This is a genomic window from Skermanella sp. TT6, assembly GCF_016653635.2.
GTDB lineage: Bacteria > Pseudomonadota > Alphaproteobacteria > Azospirillales > Azospirillaceae > Skermanella > Skermanella cutis.
Genome location: NZ_CP067420.1, coordinates 5,897,339 through 5,912,906, shown reverse-complemented (window position 1 = coordinate 5,912,906; position 15,568 = coordinate 5,897,339). Strand labels below are relative to the sequence as shown.

The following is a 15,568-nucleotide window of genomic DNA, read 5'->3' as shown; positions in this document are numbered from 1 at the left end:
TGGAGCCCAGTCTAGCCCCGGCGCAGCCGCGTGCCTAGGCCATGGTGCGTCCGGCGTGCTAGGGTGGCGCCGCCATGAGAGCCCCCGAGACGAAACGTCCCGAGAACACCTTTCCCGACAGCGATCCGGTTGCCGTGCCCGACACAACGCTTGCCTCCCCGTCAGCGATCCCGCCCGCCTCGACTCCGATGATGGCGCAGTACCTGGAGATCAAGCAGGCCCATCCGGGCTGCCTGCTGTTCTACCGGATGGGCGACTTCTACGAGCTGTTCTTCGACGACGCGGTGGCCGCAGCGGCGACGCTGGACATCACCCTGACCCGGCGCGGCCAGCACAACGGCGAGGACATCCCCATGTGCGGGGTGCCGGTCCACAGCCACGAGAATTACCTGCTGCGCCTGATCCGCCACGGCCACCGGGTGGCGATCTGCGAGCAGATGGAGGACCCTGCCGAGGCCAAGAAGCGCGGCGGCAAGTCGGTGGTCAGGCGGGCGGTGGTGCGGGTCGTCACCCCCGGCACGCTGACCGAGGACAGCCTGCTGGACGCCCGCGCCAACAATTTCCTGGGCGCGCTCGCCGAGACGGCGGGCGGCGCCGGCCTCGCCTGGCTGGACCTGTCCACGGGCGAGCTGACGCTCCAGCCGGTGAGCCGGGACGGTCTGGCGGCGGCGCTCCAGCGACTCGACCCGCAGGAGCTGGTGCTGCCCGAGCGGCTGGTCCAGCAGCCCGACCTGTTCGAGCTGTTCGGCGAGTGGAAGAGCCGGCTGACGGTCCAGCCGAACAGCCGGTTCGACAGCGAGAACGGGCGTCGCCGGCTGCTCGACCTGTTCGGCGTCGGCACGCTGGACGCCTTCGGCAGCTTCAGCCGGGCCGAGGTCGCGGCGGCCGGCGCGCTGGTGGACTATGTGGAGCTGACCCAGAAAGGCCGGGTGCCGCGGCTGAACCCGCCGCGCCAGCTGGCCCAGGGCGCCGTCATGGAGATCGACCAGGCGACCCGCCGGAACCTGGAGCTGACCCGAACGCTGACCGGCGAGCGCCGGGGCAGCCTGCTGGCCGCGATCGACCGCACCGTGACCGGTCCCGGCGCCCGCCTGCTGGCGGCGTGGCTGTCGGCCCCCTCGACCGACAGGGGCGAGATCTCCGGCCGGCTGGACATGGTGGATTTCTTCCTGGCGGAGGACCGGGTCCGGGCGGAGGCGCGGGCGCTGCTGCGCCAATGCCCCGACATGGAGCGGGCGCTGTCGCGGCTGGCGCTGGGCCGGGGCGGGCCGCGCGACCTGGCCTGCGTCCGCGACGGGCTGGTGCGCGCCGTGGAGATGCGCCGCGTCCTGGCCGGCGCCGGCATGACGCCGGGACCCGCCGGGATCGAGACGGCGGCGGCGGGCCTGGGCGAGCATTCCACCCTGATCGACCGGCTGGAGCGCGCGCTGGCGCCCGACCTGCCGCTGCTGGCCCGCGACGGCGGCTTCATCGCCCGGGGCTTCGCGCTCCACCTGGACGACCTGGTGACCCTGCGGGACGAGAGCCGCCGGCTGATCGCCGCGATGCAGGCGCGCTATGCCGACCTGTCCGGCGTGTCCGGGCTGAAGATCCGGCACAACAACGTCTTGGGCTATTACATCGAGGTGACGCCGACCCACGCCGACAAGCTGATGTCCGGCAAGGCGGCGGAGACCTTCATCCACCGCCAGACGCTGGCGAGCGCCGTCCGCTTCACCACGGTCGAGCTGGGCGAGCTGGAGCGGAAGATCTCGGAGGCGGCAGACAAGGCGGTGGCGGTGGAGCTGGCGCTGTTCGACGAGCTGGTCGGCGACACCACCGCCCGGGCCGACCGGATCGGCGAGGCCGCCCGCGCGCTGGCCCTGCTGGACGTGACGACGGCGCTGGCCGAGCTGGCGGAGGAGCGGCGCTATTGCCGGCCGGTCGTGGACGACAGCCTGGAGTTCGACATCAGGGGCGGCCGGCACCCGGTGGTCGAGGCGGCGCTGACCGCGTCGGACGGCTCGCGGTTCGTCGCCAACGACTGCAATCTCGCTCCCGACGACCGGCTGTGGCTGCTGACCGGCCCCAACATGGCGGGCAAATCCACCTTCCTGCGCCAGAACGCGCTGATCGCGGTGATGGCCCAGATCGGCAGCTTCGTTCCGGCGGAGCGGTGCCGGATCGGCGTGGTCGACCGGCTGTTCAGCCGCGTGGGCGCCGCCGACGACCTGGCGCGCGGGCGCTCCACCTTCATGGTCGAGATGGTCGAGACGGCGGCGATCCTGAACCAGGCCGGACCCCGCGCGCTGGTGATCCTGGACGAGATCGGCCGGGGCACGGCGACCTTCGACGGGCTGTCGATCGCCTGGGCCTGCGTCGAGCACCTGCACGAGGCGACCCGCTGCCGGGCGCTGTTCGCGACCCACTACCACGAGCTGACGACCCTGGCCGCCAAGCTGCCCCGGCTGTCCTGCCACACCATGCGGATCAAGGAGTGGCAGGGCGAGGTGGTCTTCCTGCACGAGGTCGCGGCGGGCTCGGCCGACCGCAGCTACGGCATCCACGTGGCCAAGCTGGCGGGTTTGCCGGAGGCGGTGATCGCGCGGGCCGAACAGGTGCTGGAGATCCTGGAGAAGGGCGAGCACGGCGTGAGCGTCGCCCGGCTGGCCGACGACCTGCCGCTGTTCAGCGTGGCCCTGCGTCGGAAGGACCCGGAACCGGCGGCCCCGGCCGGGCCGTCGCCGGTCGAGCAGGCGCTGAAGGCGATCAACCCGGACGATCTGACGCCGAAGGCGGCGCTCGACGAGCTTTACCGGCTGCGGGCGATGCTGGGCGGGTGAGGCCGTTGCAGCAAAGGGCACCAGGACCAGCCGTTTGTTGAAGATATGCCGTCAATGGCATATCCTTGCTTCATGACGACCACCGTTGAACACACCGATGAATTCGAGGATTGGTGGGATACCCTGGCCGAGTCGGAACAGGAAGACGTCGCGGCGATCGTCGACCTCTTGACCGAGCAGGGAGCCCGCCTCCGGTTTCCCTATTCTTCGGGCGTCAACGGCTCCCGGCACGGACATATGCGCGAACTGAGGATACAGAGCGGCGGACGGCCTATCCGCCTATTCTACGCCTTTGACCCCCGGCGGCAGGCCATTCTTCTGATAGGTGGCGACAAGACCGGACGGGATCGCTTCTACCAAGAAATGATACCGGTCGCCGATGATCTCTATGACGTGTATCTCGACGAGTTGAGAGAGGAAGGGTTGATCCAATGAGTGGACGCAAGAGCTTCGCAGTCCTGCGATCCAAAATGAGCCCCGAAAGCAAGGCTCGGATCGAGGAAAAGAAGAACCTCCTGCGCAATGAGATGGCGCTGCACGAGTTGCGTGAAGCGCGGCGCCTGACCCAGGCCGCGCTTGGCGAGACATTGAAGGTCGATCAATCCGCCGTCGCGAAGATGGAAAAACGCACAGACATGTATGTCAGCAATCTCAGGCGATTCGTCGAGGCAATGGGCGGGGAATTGCGGGTGGTCGCCCATTTTCCCGAGGGCGACGTCGTGATCAGGAACTTCGCGGAGGTGGAGGGCCGCTCGGCGGATTAAGCTTCCGCCTTCGCGGCAATCTCCCCGACCGCTATCCGGATGGTGCCTGGGGAAAGCTTCAGCTCCCCAGGGTATAGCCGCCTTCGGGGGACCATTTGCCCGACTCGCGGCAGGCCTTGCCGACCTGCTGGGCGCGGACGACGCCCTTGCTGGCGACCAGGTGGAATTCCTGGCAGAGCTTGCCGTCGCGGGTGTAGCCCTGGCGGATCACCGTGACGGCGCCGTTCTTGCCGGTCGCCGGGTTGGACCACTGGACCGGCTTGCCGACGCCCCCGCGCGACGCCGCCTGGAGGGTCTGGTCGATGATCGTCCGGTCGCTGTCATCCAGCGTGACCAGGGGGGCGGCTTCCGGGATCACCACGGCGGCGCCCGGCCCGGCGGGCTTGTCGGCGCATCCCGCCAGGGCGAGGACGGCGGCGGCCAGGAGGAACTTCTTCATTGCGGCACCTTGATCATTGCGGCTCGGTCGTGGTCGGGCCGACTCATACCGCCAATTCATAATGGTCCGGATCGGCCTGGACAAGCCTGACGCTGGGCGGCGCCCCGCGGTCCGCGTCCCGCTCCAGGATGGCCCGGACGGCGGCGGCATCGAGGGTTTCGTCGCGCAGCAGGCCGTCGGCCAGTTCGTGCAGGCGGGGCAGGTCGGCGGCGATCAGGTCGTATGCGCGGCGGTATGCCGCGTCGATGATGCCGCGCACCTCCTCGGCGACCTGGGGCGACAGGGCGCCCGGCTCGCCGGCGGGGGAGCGCGCCGCGGTCGCGGCGGCCGGTGCCGCGCCCCCGCCGTAGGCGACCATGCCGAATCGGTCGGACATGCCCCAGGTGGTGACCATCTTGGTCGCGATGTCGGTCGCCATCTGGATGTCGCCGGCGGCGCCGGTGGTCACGAAGTCCCTGCCGAACACGATCTCCTCGGCCGCCCTGCCGCCCATGGTGACGTCCAGCTCGGCCTCCAGCCGCGCCCGGGACAGGCAGAAGCGGTCCTCCAGCGGCAGCCGGACCATCATGCCCAGCGACCGGCCGCGCGGCACGATGGTGACCTTGTGGACCGGGTCGGAATGCCTGGAGCGCCAGGCGACCAGCGCGTGCCCGGCCTCGTGGAAGGCGGTCAGGCGGCGCTCGTCCTCGGACATGACGGTGGCCTTCTCGCCACCCATGACGATCTTGTCGCGGGCCTGCTCGAAGTCGGCCATGGAGACCAGGGCGCGGCCCGCGCGGGCCGCCCGGAGCGCCGCCTCGTTGACGAGGTTGGCGAGGTCGGCGCCCGACATGCCGGGCGTGCCGCGCGCCACCAGCGTCAGGTCCACGTCGGAGTCCAGCGCCACGCGGGCGGCATGGACCGCCAGGATGGCGGCGCGGCCCTTGATGTCGGGATTGCCGACGAAGACGTGCCGGTCGAACCGGCCGGGCCGCACGATCGCGGGGTCGAGCACGTCCACCCGGTTGGTCGCCGCGATCACGATCAGGCCGCTGGCCCGGGCGAAGCCGTCCATCTCGGCCAGGAGCTGGTTCAGGGTGTTCTCGGTCTCGATCTGGCCGCCGCTCGGCGAGGTGGCGCCGCGGGCCCGGGCCAGCGCGTCGATCTCGTCGATGAACAGGATGCAGGGCGCGCGCTTGCGGGCGTCGCGGAACAGCCGGCGGATGCGCGCGGCGCCGACGCCGACATACATCTCCACGAAGTCGGACCCGGTGACGGCGTAGAACGGCACCCCCGCCTCCCCCGCCACGGCGCGGGCCAGCAGGGTCTTTCCGGTGCCGGGAGGACCGACCAGGAGCACGCCCTTGGGGATGCCGGCGCCGATGCCCTTGAACCGGCCCGGATGCTTCAGGAAATCGACCAGCTCGGTCAGCTCGGCCCTCGCCTCGTCCACGCCGGCCACGTCGGAGAACCGGACGTGGGAGGTGGCGGTGCCCGCCTTCTTGACCGGCGAGCGCATCATGCTGACCATGAAGACCAGGGCGAAGGCCAGGAAGCCCACCATGTTCAGCTTCAGCAGCACGTCGAGCCAGCGGTTGGTGGTCAGCAGGGCGCCGCCCTCCGTCGGCTCGACGGTCATCGGGATGCCGGGGGCCGCGACCGCCTGACGCAGGGCGTCGGTCCACAGGACGGTGGTGACGCCGTGGACGCCGTCGCGGTCGGTGAATTCGATCCGGTTGCCGGCGACGGCGAGGGACGCGATCCGTCCGGCGGCGAGACGATCGGCGAACTCGCTCTGCCCGACCTCCTGCCGGTCGATCCGGCTGAGCAGCGCCGCCGCACCGCCGGAGCCGGAAGCGTAGACATAGGCCAGCCCGGCGCCGCCGGTCAGCGCCCCGGTGACCACCAGGGCTGCCACGATCGCGATCACCCGCGCATGCCGTTTAAGGAAGGTTTTCATCAGCGACCCGAGAGTCCGAGCATGATTGAGACAAAAGCAGAGACCCTGAGTACAGAAACATAGTTAATAAGACGTATGCGCGGCGGCGCGGCATCGGGGTCGCGACCCTTTCGACATGGATCTTGACGCCCTCCCACGACCCGGCTAGAACGCGCGAAACGTGGTGATTTGGCGACCGGCTTGCAGGCCACGTAAAACAAGCTGCTAAAAAGGTTTGGAGTCGCATCCGCGCCTCGATCCCTTGTCGGTCGGGGCTTTTTTGCGTACCCGCAACGGCGGGCGGAGCGACGACACCATGAGCAAGAACGACACTTCCCCCGAGAACGGCACCCCCGCAACGCTGCGGCCGCGCACCCGCATGGTCCATGTCGGCACCCTGCGGACCGGCTTCGACGAGACCTGCGAAGCCATCTTCATGACGTCGGGCTATGTCTACGGCTCGGCGGAGGAGGCCGAGGCCGCCTTCGCGACCGATGGGCTGCGCTATGTCTATTCGCGCTTCCGCAACCCGACTGTCGCCATGTTCGAGGACCGGCTGGCGGCCTACGAGGGGGCGCAGCGCTGCTTCGCCACCGGCAGCGGCATGGCGGCGGTGTTCGCGGCGCTGATGTGCCAGCTCAAGGCCGGCGACCGCATCGTGGCGCCCCGCGCGCTGTTCGGGTCGTGCCTGCACATCGTCAAGAACCTGGCGCCCCAGTACGGGATCGAAACGACCCTGGTGGACGGCACCAGGGCGGAGGAGTGGCGCGACGCCCTGAGCCGCCCGGCCAACGTCGTGTTCCTGGAGACGCCGTCCAACCCGATGCTCGACATCGTGGACCTGGGCCTGGTCTGCGAACTGGCCCATGCCGCCGGCGCCCGCGTGGTGGTGGACAACGTCTTCGCGACCCCGGTGCTCCAGCGGCCATTGGAGTTCGGCGCCGACATCGTGGTCTATTCCGCGACCAAGCATATCGACGGCCAGGGCCGGTGCCTGGGCGGCGCCATCCTGTGCGACGACAAGTTCGCCGAGACGCTGGCCCCCTTCCTGCGGCACACCGGCCCGGCGCTGAGCCCGTTCAACGCCTGGCTGCTGCTGAAGGGGCTGGAGACCATGGACCTGCGGGTCGCCGCCCAGACCGACGCGGCCCAGCGGATCGCGGAGTTCCTGGACGGGCACCCCCGGATCGCCAGGACGCTCTATCCCGGCCTGAAGAGCCATCCCCAGTACGAGCTGGCGCAGCGCCAGATGGGCGGCGGCAGCACGCTGGTCGCCTTCGACGTCGCCGGCGGCAAGGCGGAGGCGTTCCGGCTGATGAACGGGCTTCGGATCGTCAAGATCTCCAACAACCTGGGCGACAGCAAGAGCCTGATCACCCACCCCGCGACCAGCACCCACCAGAAGCTCTCCGACGAGGACAAGGCGGCGGTCGGGATCAGCCCGGCCAGCATCCGCCTGTCGGTCGGGCTGGAGGACGCGGCCGACCTGATCGAGGACCTGGACCAGGCGCTCGCCCGGGCCTGATTTAGGCATTTCTGAAGTGTGAAATGCGGGATTTTACACTTCAGCTTGCACGGCTCGCCCCCTCCCTCTATATAGCCGGGCTTGTAGTTTCGGCTTTCGTCCAGGGAGTTCCCGCCATGTCGACTCTGTTGTCCAAGGTGCGCCGTCTCGCGGCCGCAACCGCCCTCCTGATCGCCGGCGGCGCAACGGCGGCCGAGGCCACCGACGTGCGCGTCGGGTTCATCCCCGTGGTCGGGTCGGGACAGCTGTTCGTCATCGACGGCGAGGGCTGGGCCAAGGATGCCGGGCTCACCCTCAAGCTCACGCAGTTCGAGTCGGGTCCGGCGATGATCAGCGCCCTGGCCTCGGGCACGCTCGACGCCTATTACGGCGGCATCGGCCCGATCATGGTGGCGAGCGCCCGCGGCATCGACGTGAAGGTCTACGCCTCCGCCGCGATCGAGGAGATGACCGTGGTCGGGCGCGGCGGCTTCGGCACCCAGGCGAACGCCGCGACGGCCGCCGGCTTCAAGGAATTCGTCGAACGGGAGGGCCGCCCGGTCCGCATCGCGACCCAGCCGCCCGGCTCCGTTCCCGACACCGTGCTGCGCTACTGGCTGCAGAACGTCGTGAAGGCCGATCCCGCGACGTACCAGATCACCGCCATGGGGATCGAGGCGACCCAGCAGGCGCTGCTGGCCGGCGCCGTCGATGCCGCGACGATCCGCGAGCCGACCCTGACCGTGGTCCGGCAGCGCGATCCCAACACCAAGCTGCTGGCGTTGGGCGGCCAGATGCTGCCCAACCAGCCGGGTTCCGTGCTGGCGCTGACCGGCGCCTTCGTCAAGGCCAATCCGGAGGCCGCCAAGACGATGGTGGCGCTGAACACCCGGGCCACGACCCTGCTGAAGGAGGAGCCGAACCGGGCCGCCAAGCACCTGCAGAAGGGCCTGGGCAAGGGCATCACCGACCTTGCGACCTTCGAGCAGGCCGTGGTGTCGCCGGCCAGCAAGTTCGTCGCCGACCCGATGACCATCAAGGACGCCACCGGCGTGATGCAGGACTTCCAGCTTCAACTGGGCGTGCTGGAGAAGGCTGCCGACCTGAACGTGCTGTTCGACGACAGCTTCTACCGGGCCACGGCGCGCTGAACGCGCGCCTCCGTTCCGGCACCGTGACGTTCCGCTGATGCAACGATCCCTGCTCGCCGCCGTCGGGCTTGCCGCCTTCCTGATCCTGTGGGAGGCGGTCCCGCGCCTTGGCCTGGTCTCGCCGCTGTTCCTGCCGCCGCCCACCAGCCTGCCGCAGGCCTTCCTGCGCGAGATCTCCGGCGGATACTGGCTGGACGCGGTGATCGCGAGCCTGCGCCATTACCTGCTCGGGCTGGCGCTCGGCACCGGGCTGGGCGTGGCGCTCGGCATCGCGACGGCGCTCTACGACAAGCTGGAAGCGGCGCTGTCCTGGGTGATCCGGCTGCTGCGGCCGGTCCCGGGCCTGGCCTGGGTCCCCTTCGCGATCGTCTGGTTCGGCATCAGCGAGGCGGCCGCGACCTTCATCATCATCATCGGCGTGTTCTGGATCAACTACTACGCCGCCTACGGCGCCGCCAAGGCGATCGACAAGGACCTGCTGGAGGTGGCCGACGCCTTCGGGCATCGCGGCACCTGGGCCAAGCTGGTCAAGATCGTGCTGCCCGGATCGACGGCCGGCATCCTGGCCGGCGTCCGCACCGGGCTGGGGCAGGCCTGGATGGCGGTGGTCGCGGCCGAGCTGTTCGGCGTGCCCGGCCTGGGCCAGCGGATGATCCAGGCGTCGAGCCTGCTGGCGACCGACGTGGTCGTCGTCTACATGATCACCATAGCGGCGCTGTACGGCCTGACCGACGCGCTTTTCGTGCAGATCAGGGACCGGTTGCTCAGATGGCAGCGCTAGCCGAAAACCTCGTCGATATCCGGGACCTCGCCATCGCCTACGGCGCGGCTCCGCCGGTGCTGTCCGGCTTCACCGCGGAACTGGAGCGCGGCTCCTTCACCGCGGTCGTCGGGCCGTCGGGCGTGGGCAAGTCGACCCTGCTGCGCGTGCTGGCCGGGCTGACCGCTCCCGCGGCCGGCACGGTCCGGATGCCGGTCAGGTCCGAGACCGGCCGCCGGCCGGTGGCCCTGGTCTTCCAGGAGGCCCGCCTGCTGCCCTGGCGGCGGGTGCTGGACAACGTCGCCTTCGGGCTGGAGGGCACCGGCCTTTCGAAGGCCGACCGGCTGGCCCGCGCGCGCGACACGCTGTCGCTGGTCGGCCTCGCCGACATGGCCGGGCGCTGGCCCCACCAGCTGTCCGGCGGCCAGCGCCAGCGCATCAACCTGGCCCGCGCCCTGTCGGTACGGCCGGACCTGCTGCTGCTGGACGAGCCGTTCTCCGCCCTGGACGCGATCACCCGCCAGACCCTTCAGGACGAGCTGCTGCGGCTGTGGGGCGAGACCGGCACGACCATGCTGTTCGTGACCCACGACCTGGACGAGGCCGTCTATCTGGCGGACCGGGTCGTGCTGCTGGGCGGCAAGCCGGCCGGGATCGTCCGCGACTTCGACGTGGACCTGGCACGCCCGCGCGAACGGGACACCGTCCACTTCGCCGACACCGTCCGGACCATCCGGGCGGCCCTATCCGAGTCGGTCAGCGACGGCGCCGGCATCTGAGAGTCCGGCGACCGGTTTTTTGCACTGCAGCATTTTGGATGCGGAACGCCGCGGCTTGGGGTACGTTGCCCTTGTGTGAGGCACCGCCGGCCTTCCCGCGCGCGTGCCGCTCTTCATAACGATGTGAAACCCATGATGATCGCTTCCCCGCGCGCTATCGCCGCCCACCGCCGCAATCTCGGCCGCCTCGTCGCAGCAGGGCAGGATCTCGCGCGCACCGCCGAGAAGACCCAGGAGATGGCTCTCGCCTCGGTGCAGACGATCGGTTACCGCACCGCCATGATGATGCAGGCGGTCGGCGATCCCGTGGCGATGACCAATCCGGAATTCACGCTGATGGGGCAGGAGAAGATCGAGGCCGCCATCCAGTCCCACCACGCGATGATGGACAGCTACAAGGCCATGTTCGAGGGCTGGAGCGCGTGGGTCATGGGCCAGGCCGGCACGACCACCAAGGCCGTGACGGAGCTGGCGACCTGCCGCACGCCCGCCGACATCGTCCGCGTCCAGCAGAACTACGTCCAGTGCAGCTTCGTCAATGCCGCGAACGCGGCGACCAAGCTGACCGAGGCCGTGATCCGCATGGCCGACGCGGGGCTGGTGCCGATCCACAAGGTGGCTTCCGCGAACGCCGCGCGCCTGGCCAACGAGCACGCCTGACGGCGGATCGGGCGCCGCGTCACCCGGCCGCGGCGCCCGCCACGGCGCTTCCGCCGGCCCCTTCCGAGGCTGCCGGGCGGCGCGGCGCCGGCGCCGCGGCCCCCCGCCCCGAGACCGCCCGGTCGACCCCGGCGGCGACCACACGCCAGCAATGGTCGGCCAGCGCCTTGCGGCTGCCGAACGCCTCCACGTCGACCGGCTCGTGGAATTCCACCTGCACCGTCACCCGGCCCAGCTTGACCATCTGCCAGACATGGCCGACCAGCTCCATGTCGCCGTACCAGGCGTAGAACGGCCGCAGCGCCCGCCCCAGGGGGATGCCGTCCAGCTTGACCGCGGTGATCGATACCGGCTGGACCTTGATCGGACGGTCATCCACACGAAGCGCAGCGACGCTGAACAAAGCCGTCTTGAACGGCAGGGTCCGGTTGCCGTCGGAGGAGGTCCCTTCGGGGAACAGGATCAGGATGTCGCCGTCCTCCAGCCGGCTGCGCATGTCGTCGCGGTGGGTTCCGGCGTTGCGCGCCTTGCGGTCGACGAACACCGTCTGCTGGAGCTTGGCCAGAAGGCCGAAGAAGGGCCATCCCCCCACCTCGGTCTTGGCGACGAAGGAACCGGGAACCAGCGAGCCCAGGACGATGATGTCCAGGTAGGAGGAATGGTTGGAGACGACGAGCGTGGGACGCGACAGCGCCGGCCGGCCGGTCACGGCGACCCGCAGGCCCAGGATGCGGGTGCAGGCGGCGTGGTATGCCCTGGGAAGGCGGTGGCGCAGGGGCGAGCGCAGCCACACCAGCAGGGCCTGCACCGGCATCAGCAGGACCGTGAAGACGCCGTAGACCGTCAGGCGGGCGATGCCGAGCAGGGGCGACCCCATGGAGCCGTCGGGTTCGCGCGCCCTCATCATGCAGCAGTCACGATACCAGGGCGTCCCGCCGCCGCTCGTAATGCTTGGAATACTTGTCGGTGACCTGGTCGGTCTTGACCACGATGCAGACGTCGGTGGTGTTGAACTGCTCGTCGATCACGGCGCCGTCACCGACGAAGCCGCCGAGGCGGAGATAGCCCTTGATCAGCGGCGGCAGCAGGTTCAGGGCCGCCCGCATGTCGATCTCGTGCTCTTCCATCAGGTTCATGCCGGTGTAGCGGTCCGGCAGCGCCACCGGCCGCAGCCCGGGGGGAGCCAGGTGGTTGTGGTGCAGGAAGGAGAGCGGCAGGGCCAGCTTCCGCGGATCGGTGCCCGGCAGGCTGGCGCAGCCGAACATCAGCGCGATGTCGTACTGGAACACATAGGCGGCGATGCCGCGCCACAGGAGCTGCATGGTCGGCCGGGAACGGTACGCCGCGTCCACGCAGGAGCGGCCCAGTTCCAGGACCTCTCCCGGATAGCCCGCCAGCAGCGAGATATCGTACTCGTCGCTGGAATAGAACCGGCCGGCGGAGCGGGCGGCGGGACGGCGGATCAGCCGGTAGGTCCCGACCACGCCGGAGGCACCGGAGCCCAGGTTGTGGTCGATGACCAGCAGATGGTCGCAGACCCTGTCGAAACCGTCGAAATCCCTGCCCCGGGCCGCCATTTCCGCGGTCGGCCGGGCCGCCATCTCGGTGTAGAACACTCGGTATCGCAGCGCCTGGGCTGCATCAACCTCGGCCGAGGATTCGGCCAGCCGGACTTCCAGGTTGCCTGAGCGGAGATCGCTCCGGACAAGCTGATCGATCATGAGGTCGGACATGCTCTCGCCTGCGGTGCTCGGGTTGCGCAAGCATGGCCGACCGCCGCTTGACCAAGATACCGGCCACCCCGGGCGGGGTGGCGATCCGCGGTACGGCGTGCGCCATGCCGACGGGACGGGCAGTCGACTCGAAGGGCTGCAACGTTCCATCGCCCGACACGCATACCACAAAGCGCCAGGCCAAGGTCAACTGAGTCATTTATCTGTAATCATCTACGGTCGCACAAGTACTGGCGGTAGTAGCTGCGGCGCGTCGTCGCCCCGCTTCCACCGGCGGCCGGCATACAGCGAAAATCATCCCAGTCGAACGCCGGTCGTCAAGTCGCCGATCGGAAGATCAGGCGCGGCCCGGGGCCGGAACGCCCCGGGCGCCTGGAGCATCCGATCGGAACCGGGGTGCCGGCCCCTCTGCCGTCAGGCCGCTCCGCGCCGGGCGCGGGTGCCGAGGCCGATCTGCTTGGCCAGCTTGCTCCGCTGCTTGGCGTAGTTCGGCGCGACCATGGGATAATCGGGGGGCAGCTGCCACCGGTCGCGATATTCCTCCGGCGTCATGTCGTAAGCGGTTTTCAGATGCCGCTTCAGCATTTTGAGCTTCTTGCCATCCTCCAGACAGACTATATACTCCGGAGTAACCGACTTCTTGATCGGAACCGCTGGCTGGGGGCGCTCCACGACCGGCGCCGGCTCGACGCCAACATTGGCGAGGGTCCTGTAGACCTGCTCGATCAGTTGAGGCAGGTCTGTAACGGCCACTGTATTGTTGGAAACATGAGCAGCCACGATCTCTGTCGTCAGAGACAACAGCTCGTTGGATGGGGATCCGTTGTTCATCTATCTTTGCTCCAGGGGACCGACAAACTGTGATATAAGTCTTCTCCGCGAGCAACGCAATAACGATCTACTGCGAGTGAAGAGCACATTTTGAGCACAGCAATGTCAGCGGATTACTTCCTCGATATCACAGCGGACGTCTGCCCGTTAACCTTTGTCCGGACCAAGTTGCGGGTCGAGCGCATGGCCCCCGGCGAAACCCTCGAAGTCCGCTTGAATGCTGGAGAACCCTTGGAAAACGTGCCCAGATCGTTGATCGAGCTGGGCCACTCCGTACAGGGACCAGAACCGGAAAATCCCAGCGCTTCGGAGGGGGTCCACCGGCTCTGGGTGATCAAGCGTTAACTATGGTTCGTATTCGGTTGGAATAGTTCCAACTTCATGACAATAGCCGCGATTGCTCCGTCTATTCGACGATAGTAGTTGGGCCTGCGACCAATTTCGAGGAATCCCCGGCGCCTATACAGGCAAAGGGCCGGGCTGTTGTCCTCGGCGACCTCCAGGAACAGGCTTTCGGCACCGCATTCCCTCGCCGTGTCCGCCGCCGCGGCGAGCAGGGCCCGTCCGGCGCCGGCACGGCGCGCTCCGGGAACTATGCAGATGGTTATAACCTCCCCTTCCCCCGCCGCGACGCGGGCCAGGACGAAACCGACGGGGCGCGGCTCCCCTGGGAGACCGGCGTCCGCGAGGAAGGCGAACATGCCGGGCGTCTCCAGGAGGCGACCAATGGCCGCAGCACTCCACGGTTCCTCCGGAAAGCAGGCGGCGTGAAGGCAGCCGAGGACTTCGCGGTCGGCGGGGCCGGCGGGCTCGAGCCTGACCGACCCGGGACCGGCGGCGCCGGGGGTCGCGCCGGGGATCGCGTCGCCGGTCCTCATCGCGTCCGGGGCGCCGGCAGCGTGACGTCGGGCGGGCGGATATAGAGGGGCTGAGGCGGACCCGCCCCGGCTCCGGCGAGGCCGCGCAGGGCCACCAGCCGGGCCACGTGAGCGGCATCGGGCAATCCGGGACCGGCGGCGATGCGGAGACATGCTGGCATGCCCCCTTCCCGCGCGCCCAGGGCGGCGGCCAAGCGGGCAGCCGCGTCGCCGGCCACCAGCCAGGGGCCTTCCGGCAGGTCCAGGTCCGCGGGCCTCACGGCCCGGGGCTCGTCCAGCGGATTAAGTTCGCTATCGAATGATTGGACGAAAACATCTTCTCGCCGCGACTCGAGGGCGACCAGCAGCGGGCATCCGGAGCGCTCCGCCGAGGGCACGCCGTGGGCGACCGCCTCGAAGCTGGTGACCCCGACGAGCGGCAGCCCGGAGGCCAGGGCGATCCCGCGCGCGGCGGCCAGCCCGATCCGCAGGCCGGTGAAGGCGCCCGGCCCGACCGTGACGCCGAGCCCGTCGAGCCGGCCGAACGTCACGCCGGCCTCGTCCAGCACCGCCTGGACCATGGGGATCATGACCTCGGACTGGCCGCGATCCATCGCGGCGAAGCGCCGGGCGACCACGGCGCCGTCGGACCAGAGCGCCGCGGAACAGGCGCCGGTGGCGCTGTCCATGCCGAGGATCTTCATGACCTATCTTTCACGCGGGGCATGCTAGACACGGATACGAACCTTCTTCATTGCCGATCCTTCAGGAATCCAGATGACGTTGTTAGAGATTGCGTCGCCCGATGTCGATATCGACCTGATTTACGCGACCCCGGCCAACATCACCGGGCGGGCGATCTATCGCCGGGCCGTCTGCCTGCTGCATCCCGACGCCGCGGCGGCGCTCGACCGGGCGGCCCGGCTGGCGCTGGGCCAGGGATGCCGGCTCAGGGTCTACGACGCGTTCCGCCCGGTGGAGGCCCAGTGGAGCCTGTGGCGGGCCTTCCCCGACCCGGAATTCATCGCCGACCCGCGGCAGGGCTCCACCCACGCGCGCGGCGTCGCGGTCGACCTGACGCTGGCGGACGCCGGCGGCACGCCGCTCGACATGGGGACTCCGTTCGACGACCTGACGCCGCTGTCGCATCACGGGTCTACGGCGGTCCCGCCGGCCGCCCAGGCCAACCGCAGCAGGCTGCTGGGCATCATGACGGCGGCGGGCTGGCGGCATTACGCGTCGGAATGGTGGCACTACCAGCTGCCGGACGCCGGACGCTATCCCCTGCTGTGGGACGGAGCCGCCGGCGGCCGGATCATGTGACGCCGCCGATGCCGGCCGGAAGCGGCA

Annotated in this window: 17 protein-coding genes and 1 riboswitch; of the genes, 10 read left to right on the top strand and 7 right to left on the bottom strand. The window is 69.3% G+C overall.

Annotation, left to right across the window (positions count from 1 at the left end; translation table 11 throughout):
* The first annotated feature begins 74 nt into the window (after nt 1-74).
* The 3 genes from mutS (at nt 75) to IGS68_RS27630 (ending at nt 3,586) form a co-directional block, all read left to right on the top strand.
* Complete coding sequence (gene mutS / locus IGS68_RS27640) at nt 75-2,822, top strand: DNA mismatch repair protein MutS (RefSeq protein WP_371821866.1); 2,748 nt, start codon at nt 75-77, stop codon at nt 2,820-2,822.
* Between the two features lie 72 nt (nt 2,823-2,894).
* A complete protein-coding gene (locus IGS68_RS27635) occupies nt 2,895-3,257 on the top strand; it encodes a type II toxin-antitoxin system RelE/ParE family toxin (RefSeq protein ID WP_201076229.1) in 363 nt (120 codons plus the stop codon).
* Nucleotides 3,254-3,586 (top strand): XRE family transcriptional regulator, encoded by a 333-nt coding sequence (locus IGS68_RS27630; protein WP_201076227.1) that lies wholly within the window; start codon nt 3,254-3,256, stop codon nt 3,584-3,586. The genes IGS68_RS27635 and IGS68_RS27630 overlap by 4 nt, the downstream gene beginning before the upstream one ends.
* A gap of 58 nt (nt 3,587-3,644) precedes the next feature.
* On the opposite strand, the gene IGS68_RS27625 is transcribed toward IGS68_RS27630, so the two are convergent.
* Together IGS68_RS27625 and ftsH are read right to left on the bottom strand one after the other, a co-directional pair.
* A complete protein-coding gene (locus IGS68_RS27625) occupies nt 3,645-4,025 on the bottom strand; it encodes an RT0821/Lpp0805 family surface protein (RefSeq protein ID WP_201076225.1) in 381 nt (126 codons plus the stop codon).
* Nucleotides 4,026-4,068: 43 nt separating this feature from the next.
* Nucleotides 4,069-5,964, bottom strand: coding sequence for an ATP-dependent zinc metalloprotease FtsH (gene ftsH / locus IGS68_RS27620; RefSeq protein ID WP_201076223.1), 1,896 nt, complete (start codon nt 5,962-5,964; stop codon nt 4,069-4,071).
* A 150-nt stretch (nt 5,965-6,114) separates the two neighbouring features.
* A riboswitch (SAM riboswitch) is annotated at nt 6,115-6,193 on the top strand.
* Between the two features lie 66 nt (nt 6,194-6,259).
* Here ftsH and metZ point away from each other — a divergent pair.
* The 5 genes from metZ to IGS68_RS27595 all read left to right on the top strand — a co-directional run bounded on the left by metZ (nt 6,260) and on the right by IGS68_RS27595 (nt 10,797).
* A complete protein-coding gene (gene metZ / locus IGS68_RS27615) occupies nt 6,260-7,468 on the top strand; it encodes an O-succinylhomoserine sulfhydrylase (protein ID WP_201076220.1) in 1,209 nt (402 codons plus the stop codon).
* Nucleotides 7,469-7,584: 116 nt separating this feature from the next.
* A complete protein-coding gene (locus IGS68_RS27610; RefSeq protein ID WP_201076213.1) occupies nt 7,585-8,598 on the top strand; it encodes an ABC transporter substrate-binding protein in 1,014 nt (337 codons plus the stop codon).
* Between the two features lie 37 nt (nt 8,599-8,635).
* On the top strand, nt 8,636-9,379 hold the full coding sequence (locus IGS68_RS27605; protein ID WP_201076209.1) for an ABC transporter permease: 744 nt from the start codon (nt 8,636-8,638) through the stop codon (nt 9,377-9,379).
* Nucleotides 9,367-10,137, top strand: coding sequence for an ABC transporter ATP-binding protein (locus IGS68_RS27600; protein WP_201076208.1), 771 nt, complete (start codon nt 9,367-9,369; stop codon nt 10,135-10,137). The genes IGS68_RS27605 and IGS68_RS27600 overlap by 13 nt, the downstream gene beginning before the upstream one ends.
* A gap of 132 nt (nt 10,138-10,269) precedes the next feature.
* Complete coding sequence (locus tag IGS68_RS27595) at nt 10,270-10,797, top strand: phasin family protein (protein ID WP_201076207.1); 528 nt, start codon at nt 10,270-10,272, stop codon at nt 10,795-10,797.
* 19 nt (nt 10,798-10,816) lie between these two features.
* On the opposite strand, the gene IGS68_RS27590 is transcribed toward IGS68_RS27595, so the two are convergent.
* The 3 genes from IGS68_RS27590 to IGS68_RS27580 form a co-directional block, all read right to left on the bottom strand.
* Entirely contained in the window at nt 10,817-11,704 is an 888-nt protein-coding gene (locus IGS68_RS27590) for a lysophospholipid acyltransferase family protein (protein ID WP_371821865.1), read from the bottom strand.
* A gap of 7 nt (nt 11,705-11,711) precedes the next feature.
* Entirely contained in the window at nt 11,712-12,530 is an 819-nt protein-coding gene (locus IGS68_RS27585; RefSeq protein ID WP_201076206.1) for a GNAT family N-acetyltransferase, read from the bottom strand.
* Nucleotides 12,531-12,944: 414 nt separating this feature from the next.
* Complete coding sequence (locus tag IGS68_RS27580; RefSeq protein WP_201076205.1) at nt 12,945-13,361, bottom strand: Ros/MucR family transcriptional regulator; 417 nt, start codon at nt 13,359-13,361, stop codon at nt 12,945-12,947.
* Between the two features lie 102 nt (nt 13,362-13,463).
* Between IGS68_RS27580 and IGS68_RS27575 the strand changes: the two genes are divergently transcribed.
* A complete protein-coding gene (locus IGS68_RS27575) occupies nt 13,464-13,706 on the top strand; it encodes a sulfurtransferase TusA family protein (RefSeq protein WP_201076203.1) in 243 nt (80 codons plus the stop codon).
* Here the strand turns inward: IGS68_RS27575 and IGS68_RS27570 are convergent.
* Both IGS68_RS27570 and tsaB read right to left on the bottom strand, forming a co-directional pair.
* Nucleotides 13,703-14,062 (bottom strand): GNAT family N-acetyltransferase, encoded by a 360-nt coding sequence (locus tag IGS68_RS27570; protein ID WP_247881431.1) that lies wholly within the window; start codon nt 14,060-14,062, stop codon nt 13,703-13,705. The genes IGS68_RS27575 and IGS68_RS27570 overlap by 4 nt on opposite strands.
* Before the next feature lie 173 nt (nt 14,063-14,235).
* Nucleotides 14,236-14,922: a tRNA (adenosine(37)-N6)-threonylcarbamoyltransferase complex dimerization subunit type 1 TsaB gene (gene tsaB, locus IGS68_RS27565; RefSeq protein ID WP_201076192.1), complete on the bottom strand. Its 687-nt coding sequence runs from the start codon at nt 14,920-14,922 to the stop codon at nt 14,236-14,238.
* Between the two features lie 73 nt (nt 14,923-14,995).
* On the opposite strand from tsaB, the gene ddpX reads away from it, so the two are divergent.
* Entirely contained in the window at nt 14,996-15,541 is a 546-nt protein-coding gene (ddpX, locus tag IGS68_RS27560) for a D-alanyl-D-alanine dipeptidase (protein WP_201076186.1), read from the top strand.
* Nucleotides 15,542-15,568 lie beyond the last annotated feature (27 nt).